This is a genomic window from Bacteroidia bacterium, assembly GCA_026932145.1.
Lineage (GTDB): Bacteria > Bacteroidota > Bacteroidia > J057 > JAIXKT01 > JAIXKT01.
The window spans coordinates 185,664-199,178 of record JAIXKT010000001.1 but is presented as its reverse complement, the minus strand read 5'-3'; the positions used below and the strand labels follow the sequence as shown (position 1 = coordinate 199,178).

Sequence of the window (13,515 nt, the reverse complement as noted above, 5' to 3'; positions counted from 1 at the left end):
TATTTTTTGAATCCATATACAATAAAACTATAAATTTTTTAAAATTTAAAATTCTATCCTTTCCGAAAAGACCCAAAGCCTCTTGTTACTTTGGGAAAAAAGTTTCCATAAAAACCCCCTGCAAACCAGCCAACTTTGTCCCATGAATTTTAACAATAATGCTATGGAAATGACAAACACACCTAAAAACAACTCTTTTGGGAATAAGTCTATCTATGTAACAGATACTTTTAAAATAATTTTACAATTGATTCAAGATACCAAAGAACGCTACTCTCGGCAGTTTTTAATTGAATTATTAATTGGAAATGAGACAATTATCAGAAAGCCGGAATACCAAAAACTACCCGGATATGGCTCTCTTTCAATAGAACAACGAAATTTAGAAAGTTTTTTTAGACTTTTGGTTAAGCGTGGTTATCTAACCGTTAAAGACAAATATTTTGGAGTTCTTAAACTCACAGACTTAGGTAAAACCTTCTTACAATGCCCGGCAGAGGAGTACATTACTGACCGTGAACTATATGCTCCAAAATTATACAATTATTTTGATGCACTTATCGAAGTCAGGAGAAAATTAGCACAAGAAGCTAATTGTAAGACCTTTGAAATCTGTACCGAATATGTAATAGAACAATTAGCCATTGCTAAACCGGACGACAGAAAAAGCCTTTCTGAAGTTCAAAGTATTAGAATTGATATGGGGCTTAGCCACTGGGACGCTTTTATTGAAGAAATCCAAAAACTAAAACAATCTTATACCGACTCTCAAAAAAACGAATTAGATAACTTTGAAAACCTTGATAAATTAAAAGAACTCATTAAAGCCGGTGAATCCGTAGAAAGCATCGCTAAAAAATTAAATATCAGTGTATTCCAAGTAAAAAAACGAATAGATCAACTGCATTATTGCAAAGAAATGAACATTCGTAGCTGGCTTGAAAAACAAGTTTCTTTAGACTTGCTACAAAGAGTATCTTTTTTTTTTAAAACCTCAAAAGAAAAATCATTAAAGTTTGCTAAGGAATTATTAGAACTTGATTATGAAGTAATCAAATACGGAAAGATGTATGCTTGCTTAACCTAAAAAAGGGGGCAAAATTGCCCCCTTTTTTAGGTTAAGATACAAGTATTTTTACGCTAAAGCTGAAAAATATCAAGCGGGCTGCAAAAACTTTGCTAACCAAGTATTCTTTAAGGGTTTTTCCCAAGAAGTATCACCTGAAATTCTGGTATGAGCATCAAAAATAATTGTATCAGATGTCATCGTATTATTTTGCAGCATCTCCGGAACTTTCCGAAAATCTACATTTTGAATACTTTGATCATTTGCTCGATAGATAACTTCACTGGATGGTAGCATTGTACAATCATACAGAGCTAATAAAGTATTCACTATCTTATGCAAAGCATCTCTTGAGCATCCCGAAGTTGCCCCAGGCTGTGCATCCACGATAATAATTTGATTCTCAATTAATTCAAAAGAATTAGGAACTAACTCTCCGTGAGAATCCCATGAACTTAATCGTTGTTTTAAGTCAGTAAGAAAAGTTTCTGTTTCAGGGATTTTTTTATCTGAAACAAATATCCATGTAGATACCATTTTGTTAATTAGTTTTTATTGCTTTTAGGTTATAGTTGTGGCCATTTACCAAAACCCGCACATTATATAAGCCGGCTGCTTCTGGAAATCCTATTGAGCGGTTGTGAATTCCTGCTCCCCATGTAGTTGTACTTTCTTTCCAAACTTCTCTTCCTAATACATCTGTAACAACAATTTCAACGGCAGATTGGGTTGGTAAATCCAAATAGAGTAGTGTTTTTTCCTGAATTGGATTTGGAGTTAGTTTTAAACGTGCTTGCGCAATTAAGTCGTCTCTGAATAAAGTCGTATCATTAACGAGCTTAATATCATCTAAATATAGATTATTTCCGAATCCGTTAGTAGTTTTAAAACGAACTTGCATACTGGCTTGATTTCCGTAAGGAGTTAGATTAATAAATGTAGAATCCCACTTATTAGCAGTTAGTTGGTTAAATAAAGTATTGTAGGTGATTTGGTCTTGTGGTACAGTAGCTAATTGATAGCCACCTTTTTTCCAAACTGGAGACCAACTTGCACCACAATCTGTAGAAACTTCAATGGTTAATGTATCAGAATAAATTAAGGTTTCTGATTTGGGGCTTGAACTGTAGTTATCATAGATTAAAGGACTGTATGCCCAGCTAAATGATAATTTTGGGTTTGGAGTATTTGTAAGGTCAAAAGTTGGGGAGGTCAAAAAGTCGTTATGGTTATAGCTGGCGTAGAAATAAAAAGGCATTCTAACGCAGGCAGAACTCTGGGCAAAGCCGCTTTCATATTGCCATGATTCCCAAGTACGGCTGGTTGCTTGGTTCGCTTCATCTTGATTTTCAATGAACCAACCATCTTTGGGGAAGTTTGCATAGTCTTCAAAGCCTTCATGGAAAGGAAGAGTTTGTTTTGCATCTGTTACAGTAATAAAATCGGTTCTTGTATAAACGGCAGAGGTATCATTTAGGTTTCCCACTTTTAAAGAGACAGAGTATTTTCCGGGGGTGTTATAGACTACTGTTGGGTTAGCACTATTTGAGGTTGTGGGGGTTCCGCCGGGGAAGCTCCATTCAAAGTAGCTGCACTGGCCTCGTGAGTATTCTATAAATTTGGTTGTACCTCCTACGCAAAGGGTTTTGTTACTTGCCCAAAAATCAGCTTTTGACTTACCATATTTACCGGTTCCGGTAGCTTGTAAATTACTTTCGTCCCACATTTTTCGTTGGTAAATATTGGGATTGTTTAATGCAGAGATTGTTCGGTTATATTGACCTTGTGTAAACATATTGGTATAGAGGTCGTTTACATAGTCCATATAGTTTTGGGTGTTATCTGGGAGGTCAGGGTTATCTATGATGCAGGTATTTTGCCGGTTGTTGCTTCCGAAATTTTGGGTATAAGACGGAGGGGTGTCGCATACATTATCGCCGGAGGTATTGCAGTTTGTGGTTCCGCATCCGTCTGGTTGGGTAAATGTGTGCATTAAGTTTAGCCAATGGCCAATTTCGTGGGTTGCGGTACGGCCATACTTGTTGTCGCCGCCGGGGCCACCGGCAATACCTATCGTTCCCCAACAATCTGAGCGAATTACGACACCGTCATCCGTAGGATAGCCGGAAGTCGGAAAAGTCGCATAACCCAATACCAATCCGCCACTTGCACCACCAATGATAGATTTAACTAACCACACATTAAAATATTTGGTCTGATCCCACTTAATTAAGTTTTTTAAATTTTGATCATAAATCTGGTGGTCTGCTAAGGACGAAGCCGTATAAGTTATTCCGTTTGTAGGGCTTCCGTTGGGGTCTTTAGACGCTAAGGCAAACTCAATTCGATAATCTACGCCTGCTCCAAAACCTCTTGTGCCTTGCTGTTTGCGCATATCTTGGTTTAATACTTCTATCTGGCTGATAACTTGCTCTGCTGAAATACTATCATCAACGCTTGGATCTTTGGGAATGCCGTCATGTACCACATGAACAACCATTGGGATAACTTTTATGTTTTCATCCTGTGTCTTATGGTTCGTTAGCTGACTAATATAATTTCTGTAATATGCTTCATTATCCTGTATGCTTTGTATTAAATTTGGATATTGACGCAAGCGATATGAATGATATTCATCAGTAGCACAATGCTGTGCAGAAACATTTATGATTGATAAACAACCAATTATGAATAAAGTTACTAATTGATAATTTTTTTTCATATAGAAAAATGAACAAATCTTACAAAGGTATTTAAAAAGTAAATAAAAAAATTTATGTTTAGGTTAATTACCTAAATTCATTGATGAAGGTTACTTCCAAAGCTATTAAATTTTCTTTTCTACAAAAAAGAAATTCAACTTTAATGTTCGTTGGAGTTATTGGCCTCAGTATTGAGGCGATGCAGGGCTATTGAAGATAAAAAATAAGGATAATTCATTCAACGAATTATCCTTATTTTTTTGAGGTTAGGTTATTTGTTGTCTTTTACTTCTTCGTATTCCACGTCTGAGACGGGTTCGTTGTTATTTGTGGTTTGGCTTCCGCCCGAGTTTTCTCCGGCTTTCTGAATATCTGCTGAAGCTGCTTGCCACGCATTGTTTAGCTCGTCTGTTGCGCTTTCGATTCCCACCAAGTTTTTGTTTTTGTGGGCTTCTTTTAACTTCTCTAATGCTGACTCTATCCTGCTTTTATTTCCTTCCGAAATTTTATCTCCATGTTCTTTCAATTGTTTTTCGGTAGAAAACACCAACATATCAGCTTTATTGAGGGCTTCTGCTTCATCTTTACGTTTAGCATCTGCGTCTGCATTTTTGGAAGCATCTACTTTCATGCGTTCGATTTCATCCTTGCTTAGTCCGCTACTTGCCTCAATTCTAATATTTTGTGTTTTTCCGGTAGTTTTGTCTTTTGCAGTAACATTCAGGATACCATTGGCATCAATATCGAAAGTAACCTCAATTTGTGGGATTCCGCGCGGCTGCGGGGGGATTCCATCAAGATAAAACTTCCCAAGCGTTTTATTATCTGAAGCCATTGAGCGTTCTCCTTGCAAAATATGGATCTCCACAGACGGTTGATTGTCGCTTGCAGTAGAGAATACTTCACTTTTCCGGATTGGGATAGTTGTGTTATTATCAATGAGTTTTGTAAAGATTCCGCCGGCTGTTTCTATTCCGAGAGAAAGTGGGGTTACGTCTAACAAGAGTACGCTTTGAACATCTCCTGCTAAAACGCCACCTTGTACTGCTGCACCTAAGGCTACTACTTCATCGGGGTTTACACTGCGGTTAGGGGATTTGCCAAAAAAGTCTTCAACTAACTTTTGAACTCTGGGGATGCGGATAGAACCTCCTACTAAGATAACCTCGTTGATCTCGTCTCTATTAATTTTAGCATCATTTAGTGCTTTGCGGCAAGGTTCTAAACAGCGGCTGAATAAATCTTCTGACAACTGCTCAAATTTTGCTCGGCTTAATGTCTTTACCAAGTTTTTGGGAGAACCGCCTTCCATTGTGATGTATGGTAGGTTGATTTCTACTGATGTTTGAACGGATAGTTCTATTTTGGCATTTTCGGCAGCTTCTCTTAGGCGTTGTAAGGCTCTTGGGTCTTTGCGTAAGTCTATTTTTTCTTCTTGATAAAACTCTTCTGCAAGCCAATTTACGATTTTAGCATCAAAGTCATCTCCGCCTAAGTGGGTATCTCCGTTTGTAGAAAGCACTTCAAACATACCATCGCCCATTTCTAAGATAGAAATGTCAAAAGTTCCTCCGCCTAAGTCGAATACGGCTACTTTTAAGTTTTTGCCTTTTTTGTCTAAGCCATAAGCTAATGCGGCGGCAGTTGGTTCATTTACGATACGGCGAACTTTTAGTCCGGCGATTTCACCGGCTTCCATAGTGGCTTTGCGCTGTGAATCGTTAAAATAAGCAGGAACGGTAATAACGGCTTCTTTTACCTCAGAACCCAGATAGTCTTCGGCAGCTTTTTTTAGCTTTTGTAAAATCATGGCAGAAATCTCCTGCGGAGAGAACTGGCGATCTGCAATCTGAACCCGGCAGGTGTTGTTATCACCACGAGTTATGGTATAAGGTGTTAGTTTAATCTCTCCTTTTACTTCTTCGTAGGAGCGACCCATAAACCGCTTGATAGAAAATATTGTATTAGTTGGATTCACAACAGCTTGACGTTTAGCAAGTTCTCCTACTTTACGTTCACCTTTTCCCTCTTCTGTAAAGGCCACAACAGAGGGGGTTGTTCTTTTGCCTTCTGAGTTTATAATTACAGTAGGCTCATTCCCTTCAAATACAGCTACAACAGAGTTTGTTGTACCTAAGTCTATTCCAATAATTTTGCTCATATTAAGTTTCTTTTTCCGAACTTACCAATAACAACTCTTATGCCAAGTTAGGACTTTGCTCTTTTGTAGGCATTATGGCAGTTTTCTTGCCTAAAAACACGACAAAATGCTGTTTTCTGAATAAAATCAATTGAAATTAGTGCGATTTTGTCTGAAACTATAATAATCTTTGATAATTAAATGATTTGTTTTTATGTTTTTAAAGTAGGGCTACTTTGGTAGATTCTTTTTTTTCTTCTAATATATCTAAGAAGTCGTTTAGGGCATTTTGGATATTTTGTTTTAGATTTAAAGTAGGTAATTCTGTCTGAAACAGTGTTTTGTAATAATCTACGCCTGACTTCATGTTTTCTATAAACTGGTTGATGTAGTTTTTGGCTTTTTCATTTGGTTCAGAATAAGATGAATGGATTTTTTCTGCCAAAAAGTCCATATACAGTTGAATTTCCTTGATGAACATATTGGGCCGGTCTGTTCTGGTAATCAAGTTTTTCATTCCATAGATGTGCATTATCATGTCGCTTAGGCTGGAAATCCGGTCAAAATAGGCAATGTTTGGTCCCGGGCAAACCGATACTCCGCCTTTTTCTACTTTTCTGTCTATGTTATATTTTTCTAAAAATGAAAAGGCTAATCCACAACAAAGGCATTCTTTTTCATAGAGTTTTTCTTTTGCGGCTTCTAATTGCTGCTCTGTTAAGTTACTATTATGAAGTTTTTCAATGGATTTATCTATGTATTGGGTTGAAGCAGTGCAGATTGGTTTTTCTCCGTATTCTGTGTTGAGTTGTAGAAATTTTTTGGGGCAAGGGCTGCCTAACCTTCCGGCATCAACTCTTTTTTGCTGGTATTGTTGTCTGGTGCTATTTCTAAGGTTATTGAAAGGAACGCCAAGAGGCGATGCGTTGCTTAGATAAAGGTCTTCTTCTGTTGCATTAGCAAGTCTTTTCATGGTGTCATCATCAACGCTAACTGCCTCTGGAACAAGAAGAAAAGGGCTTCCCCAACCTACTGAGTTTATTTCATAGTATTTCAGTAAAAACTCATGTTCTTGGTGTGTGCCTACTCCGCCTTGAGCAGAAACCTTCATTTTGGGGTCTTGTATTTCCGTGTTATATCTATTTTCTGATTTGAGAGCTATTCGCCACATTGTTAAAAGCTCGTTATAAAGTTCACTTCTTTTTTGCTTAAATTCTTCCAATATTGGTCCCATCAAATATCCTTGTGTTGCAAATGCGTGCCCTCCGCAGTTTAATCCTGATTCTATCCTGAATTCTGAAACCCATAAACCTTTTTTAGCTAACATTTTACCCTGAATCAGAGCAGAGCGATAATCACTTACTTTAATGATGATTTTTTTAGTCATATTGCCATTAACATCCGGGAAAAAGTCATCAAATTTTTGCATATAGCTGAATAACGGGATGTTTATACCGGCTGATAAAATAACGGAAGAACTTAACTTGCTTTGTGCAAAGCCACGTAAAGCTGCGTGTGCGTCATTGTATTCTATTGGCAATTCTTTTCCAAAGCTGGCATTTTTTTTATCCAACTTGGTCATGATGTTTACGTCAATACTGCCAGCTTTAAACTGTGTTTTAGCCCACTCGGTTAGTTCCTCTTTCGATAGTTCGTTGTTTTTGGCTTGCCATTCTCGTTGCCAATAACTTGCGTTCGGTAGTATAGACAAAAAACTTTCTCGATATTCCGCGCTATCAACTAATTGGTTTATATGTGATAACCATTTTTTCTCAACGATTTCATTAACTAAGTTTAGATAAGATGTTGTAACAGAAGACCTTGCATCTTTATCTCTTCTGTTAATTGATTGTACCGGTATAGAAAATTGATTAGCATAAAAATCTCTCGCTTTTTCTAAAAGAAGATCATCAGCAATGGAAATGACAGAAGATATGCCTAAATGTGCTACCTTAATGGGGGTGTCTATGGTATATGACAAGCCCATTACGGGTATGTGAAATGAATGAATCATATTATTTTATTAAATTTTGGGATTTTTGCTATAAATACGCAGTTAAACGGGTGATTTTTTTTCAAAATTAATCTATTTTTTAGTTCGTAAAAGAATTTATGGTCTGTTTTTTCAATAGTTAATGTAATTACAAATATAACCCAAAGTTAAGTTCAAATTTTAGGAATATTTTGATAGAAAATTTATTTCGGGAAAACATATTTAAGATTATGGTAGTCAGATTTTTAGCACTGGTTTTTAAGTATTTATAGTTTTTGGGTTTGAATGTGTAATTTTTTCATTCTCTCTTTTGTTTAAGTTTGAATATGGCTTTTGTGCTTGTTCGTTCTCCGGTTTTGTGTAACTATTATCTAACGTATCGTTGCAATGCCAAGTGTCATTTTTGTGATATTTGGGAGAAGCCTTCGCCGTATGCTACCGAAACTTCTGTAAAAGAAAACCTCCGTGATTTAAAGCGCTTAGGTGTGAAAGTCATAGATTTTACAGGTGGAGAGCCGTTATTGCATAGGCAGCTTCCCGAGTTTTTATCCCTTGCTAAAAAACTTGGGTTTATTACTACCGTTACGACCAATACATTGCTATATCCAAAGTACGCACAGCGTTTGCGAGGCTTAGTAGATATGCTGCATTTTTCGTTAGATTCTCCTATTCGGGAAGAGCATAATGCTTCACGTGGCGTAGCTTGTTTTGACCATTTTATGGAAAGTATCCAAATTGCACGGAGTTTAGGGGAGCAACCGGATATTTTATTTACAGTAACAAATCAATCTATCCGGCATTTGCCGGAAGTGTATCATCACATTAGCCAAAAAAATGGTTTGATATTAATTCTTAATCCGGTTTTTGAATACAATTCGGTTGGAGAAGATTTGACCCAATCTATCGTACAGGAGCTACGTCCGTGGGCTAAAAAATCCGGTGTTTATCTAAACGAAGCCTTTTTAACTTTACGGGAAAATGGCGGAAACAAAATTAACGCCCCAATTTGCAGGGCAGCTTCTACCACTATCGTTATATCTCCGGAAAACGCACTCTTACTGCCTTGCTACCATCTAACGCATCAAAGTTTTCCCATAACCGGAAATTTATATGATTTATATCATCAACCGGAGGTTCAAGCTGCTATCAAATTAGAAGGAAGACTACAGGGTTGTGAAGGCTGCACGATAAACTGCTATATGCAACCCAGTTTTGCTACGCAAATAAGCCGCTATTTTTGGGAAGCACTGCCCGCTACGATTAAATATTCCTTAGAAAAATGGGTTTATTAAAAATGAATTCTATCTTAAAAACCAATAATTTTGAGGCAATTTTACCCCAAAATGGAAATAATTCGTAGGCCGCGCCGGAACCGAAATACCGCAGCAATTCGTGAACTCACACAGGAAACCTATTTAATCAAAGAACAATTGGTTTATCCCTTGTTTTTACTACCGGGTGAAAATCAGCGGGTTATGGTAGATTCTATGCCCGGTATTTTTAGGCTCTCTATTGACAGTGCGCTGGAAGAAATAGAAGCCTGCGTTCTGCATGGAATACATTCCTTTATCCTTTTTCCTGCCGTTCCAGATAATCTCAAAGATACAAATGCTACTTACAGCTATCAATCAGATTGCTTTTATTTAGAATCTATCCGAAAAATCAAACAGTATTTCCCTGAACTATGTATTATCACAGATGTGGCAATGGACCCTTATAGCTCTGACGGGCATGACGGCTTGGTTGAAGAAGATGAAATTGTGAATGACAAAACCTTACCGATTTTAGCCAACATGGCTGTGGCACAAGCCCAAGCCGGTGCTGATATAATTGGCCCTTCGGATATGATGGACGGAAGAATTGGCTATATCCGAAAAGAACTTGATAAGCAAGGGTTTCATAAAACCGGTATTATGGCTTACACCGCAAAATATGCCAGCGCTTTCTATGGCCCCTTTCGGGATGCCCTCGATTCTGCACCTAAAAAAGGAAACAAAAAAACATACCAAATGAATCCGGCGAACCGCCGCGAAGCCTTAATAGAAGGAAACCTCGACTTTCAGGAAGGTGCTGACTTTCTAATGGTAAAACCTGCCCTCGCTTACTTAGACGTTATCAGAGATTTTAAAGAAAACTTTAACATACCGATAGTTGCCTACAACGTAAGCGGCGAATACGCCATGATAAAAGCCGCAGCCAAAAAAGGCTGGCTCGATAACGATAAAGCTATGGTAGAAGTTTTACTAAGCATCCGCAGAGCAGGAGCAGACATCATAATCACCTACTTTGCCAAAGAATATGCCTCTAAAATCCATTAACAAAAAACTTCGTTAATAATTCAGAATACATAAAAGACCTGTTTTTCGTTAAAAACATCATTGCAAAAAAACACATAACTTCATCTATAATCTAAAAATCATCGTTTATAGCTGTTTCGTCATTCTTTAATAAATTGTAACTGAATTCAGAAATGATTGCTTGGAATGAAACATTAATTCGTTTATCATTAGCGGCTTTTTTAGGGGCTTTAATTGGCTTAGAAAGGGAGCGAAAAAATTGGGCAGCCGGCCTAAGAACACACATGCTGGTTTGTGTTGGCTCTTGTTTAGTGATGATAGTTTCGGCCTTTGGGTTTTATGATGTATTAGAAACTAACCACATAAATCTTGACCCTTCAAGAATAGCAGCGCAAGTGATTAGCGGAATAGGATTTATAGGAGCAGGATCTATTTTGTTTTTGAAACAAGGAACTGTTCGGGGCTTAACAACAGCAGCGGGGTTGTGGACAGTTGCCGCAATAGGGCTTGCAACAGGTGGCGGATTGTACTTTGCCGCAGGTGCAACTACCTTCATCGCTTTAATTATCTTATGGGCATTACAACCACTTGAAAAAATGCTTGCCGCAAAATTTACCCACCAAAGCCTAAAAATCGTTACTGACGCTAATGCCGATTGCTCAAACCTATTACAAACCTTATCAAACCAAAAAGACTTAAAAATCAATAGCTATACAATGACTAAAAGTAAAGAAAAATTTACTTATCTAATTCAGTTTGACCACGTTGATAAATCAACATTTGACAATATTATAAGTGAGTTCGAAAAAGAACCATTTGTTAAAGAAATTACTTGGAATCAATAATTTTCTATGATAAAAAAATACCTACTCATTGTAGTAACACTTTGCTCTTGTGCTACACAGAAAAACCTAAACAATGTAACAACCGGAGCTAATGATTTAACTGCCGGCGGGCGACTTTTTACTTCTGCTTTTCAGCAACAAGCTGCAGAATACAAAGCATTGTGTATTCAAGCATATAACATTGCAGCATTACGCTTAGACCAAGCAACTGAAAACCCAACCGACACACGGCCCAAAGCTATAATCACAGATATTGATGAAACTGTTTTGGATAATTCCCCTTATTCCGTTCATCGGGCACTATTGGGAAAAACTTATGAGCCAACTTCTTGGATTAATTGGACTTCACAAGCTGCTGCCGACACACTTGCAGGTGCGCTAACTTTCTTTAAATATGCTGCCTCAAAAAATGTAGAAGTTTTTTATCTCAGTAATAGAGACGAAAAAGAGCGCACCGGAACATTAGAAAACCTTAAAAAATTTGACTTTCCTTATGCAGATAACAAACACCTAATTCTAAAAACAACAGAATCAAGTAAGGAATCAAGGCGGCAGCAATTAGCAGCAATATACAATATCGTTTTACTCATCGGCGATAATCTTACGGATTTTAGTGATTTATTTGACCGTAAAATAACCGTTGAACGGGCACAAAACGTAGGACGTTTAGCAGATGATTTTGGAAAAAAATTCATCATCTTGCCGAATGCAAATTATGGTGATTGGGAAGGCGCATTGTATCAATATAACTACAATCGAACACCTACACAAAAAGATTCGATTATCAAAAGTATTTTAAAAAACTATTAGTTTTTTAAAGCTGTGGCTCAGAGGTTTCTCTCTTTTTCTGAACCACAACTTATTTGTACGGGTTTCTTGCTGAAGCTAAGTAGAATTGCTAAAAAAGCCGCAGTTAAATTTACCTGAATTTCTTATTTTTTTAGAATGGTAAATTCAACTCTTCGGTTTTTCTGCCGATTTTCGTCAGTGTCATTAGGCGCAATCGGCTTACTTTTGCCATATCCTTTGGCTTTTATTTGGGTTGTACCAATACCTTGTTCTGATAAGTACTTAACAACTGCATTTGCTCTTTCTTGAGAAAGTTTTAAGTTAGCTTCATCTGTTCCAACGTTATCTGTATGGCCGGAAATTTCGATTTCCATTGATGGGCTTTCTTTTAGATAATTGGCTAATTTGTCCAACTCTAAGTTAGATTCCGAACGAAGGGTAGCCTTTCCAAAGTCAAAAAATATGTTGTTTAATACAACCTTAGTTCCAATTTCAATCGGATATAGATACAAATCACGGTTTATTTCCCGATAAATTGTTTTTTTATCTGTTGATGTTAGTTCTAAATTATCTGATTGAGATATAAATCCTTTGGATTTAGCTTCAAAGCTATAGGAATCCCCAAAAGGGAGCACTATTTTGTAATTACCGGTTTTAGGCTCAGAGGTTACCCAGCCAGCAAGTTGTTTGGTGTTTAGATTGTGGTAAATGATAGAAGATTCTTCTATGGGTTCTTTCGTTTTGGCGTTTAATACTTTTCCATAAACCAGCACAACGGGGTTAGGTCTTTCGGATTCTTTGAGGCGTACTCTGATAATATCAGTAAAAGAACCTTTTAAGGGATTTTTGGAGGAAGCTATATAGGCAAATTCTCCTAAAGCATCAATTGTGAAGCCCACATTCCAGCGTTCGTCATTTACTTCGCTTTCCAAACGTTTGGGGTTAGACCACTTTTGATAGCTATCATCTAAACGGGTACAATAATAAACATCATAATCCTGACTATTACTTTCTGTGTTTCTGGAAAAATATAATGTTTTCCCGTCAGCGGCTAAATAAGGAGTCATTTCGTCCATTGTTGCGGTATTTACATTTGAGGGGAGTGCTGCCGGCTCTGTCCAACTGCCGGAAGGCTCTCTAAAACTAACAAAAAGGTCAGTTTTACCACTGGTAGAGCCTTTGGGATAAAATGCAAAAAACATAACTTGCCCATTGGGATTTAAACAGATTTTCTTGGAACTCTGGTTTGTAAAATAGTTATGTAAATTTTTGATTTCTAATTCTTTAGGGTCATTCCATCCGGAGATAGATTTACTTACTTCATAAACCGAAATACTCATGTTACTGTTTACAGAAAATTCGTTGGCTACAAATAGGGCGTTTCCGGTTGGTGAAATAGCACCGACTACCGGCCTGTTTTTTAGCTTGATGATATCGTCAATACCTTGTGCTGGAGTCCATTTTCCATCAACAAAATGAGAAACATAGGAATAGCTACCTGAGCGGGTGCTCCAAAAGTATAAGTCTTTTCCGTCTGGGGAGATAACGGGGCCGTTATCTCCGTCTGCAGAATTTACATTCGAGCCTAAGTTTTCAATATTACCGACCTGAGCATAAGATTCCCGAGAAATAACCACCAGCATTAACCAGCAGGTGATTATTTTTAGATATTGTATTTTCATA

General features: G+C 37.3%; 10 protein-coding genes. 5 read left to right on the top strand and 5 right to left on the bottom strand.

From position 1 onward, the window contains the following. Positions 1-142: 142 nt before the first annotated feature. Positions 143-1,087 carry an HRDC domain-containing protein gene (locus LC115_00825; GenBank protein MCZ2355223.1) on the top strand — a complete coding sequence of 315 codons (945 nt, stop codon included), beginning with the start codon at positions 143-145 and terminating at the stop codon, positions 1,085-1,087. A gap of 69 nt (positions 1,088-1,156) precedes the next feature. Here the strand turns inward: LC115_00825 and LC115_00820 are convergent, their stop codons facing one another. From LC115_00820 to LC115_00805, 4 genes are all read right to left on the bottom strand, one after another. Then, positions 1,157-1,603 (bottom strand): hypothetical protein, encoded by a 447-nt coding sequence (locus tag LC115_00820; GenBank protein ID MCZ2355222.1) that lies wholly within the window; start codon positions 1,601-1,603, stop codon positions 1,157-1,159. A gap of 4 nt (positions 1,604-1,607) precedes the next feature. Continuing rightward, positions 1,608-3,788 carry a PKD domain-containing protein gene (locus LC115_00815; GenBank protein ID MCZ2355221.1) on the bottom strand — a complete coding sequence of 727 codons (2,181 nt, stop codon included), beginning with the start codon at positions 3,786-3,788 and terminating at the stop codon, positions 1,608-1,610. Between the two features lie 251 nt (positions 3,789-4,039). Continuing rightward, on the bottom strand, positions 4,040-5,929 hold the full coding sequence (gene dnaK / locus LC115_00810; protein ID MCZ2355220.1) for a molecular chaperone DnaK: 1,890 nt from the start codon (positions 5,927-5,929) through the stop codon (positions 4,040-4,042). Positions 5,930-6,128: 199 nt separating this feature from the next. Continuing rightward, complete coding sequence (locus LC115_00805; protein MCZ2355219.1) at positions 6,129-7,922, bottom strand: hypothetical protein; 1,794 nt, start codon at positions 7,920-7,922, stop codon at positions 6,129-6,131. Between the two features lie 305 nt (positions 7,923-8,227). Here LC115_00805 and LC115_00800 point away from each other — a divergent pair, with 305 nt between their 5' ends. From LC115_00800 to LC115_00785, 4 genes are all read left to right on the top strand, one after another. After that, complete coding sequence (locus LC115_00800; GenBank protein ID MCZ2355218.1) at positions 8,228-9,193, top strand: radical SAM protein; 966 nt, start codon at positions 8,228-8,230, stop codon at positions 9,191-9,193. Between the two features lie 51 nt (positions 9,194-9,244). Next, complete coding sequence (gene hemB, locus LC115_00795) at positions 9,245-10,219, top strand: porphobilinogen synthase (protein ID MCZ2355217.1); 975 nt, start codon at positions 9,245-9,247, stop codon at positions 10,217-10,219. A gap of 152 nt (positions 10,220-10,371) precedes the next feature. Next, positions 10,372-11,043 carry an MgtC/SapB family protein gene (locus LC115_00790; GenBank protein ID MCZ2355216.1) on the top strand — a complete coding sequence of 224 codons (672 nt, stop codon included), beginning with the start codon at positions 10,372-10,374 and terminating at the stop codon, positions 11,041-11,043. Positions 11,044-11,049: 6 nt separating this feature from the next. Next, positions 11,050-11,853, top strand: coding sequence for a 5'-nucleotidase, lipoprotein e(P4) family (locus tag LC115_00785; protein ID MCZ2355215.1), 804 nt, complete (start codon positions 11,050-11,052; stop codon positions 11,851-11,853). Between the two features lie 122 nt (positions 11,854-11,975). Here the strand turns inward: LC115_00785 and LC115_00780 are convergent, their stop codons facing one another. Then, entirely contained in the window at positions 11,976-13,514 is a 1,539-nt protein-coding gene (locus LC115_00780) for an OmpA family protein (protein MCZ2355214.1), read from the bottom strand. Between the last annotated feature and the right edge of the window lies 1 nt (position 13,515).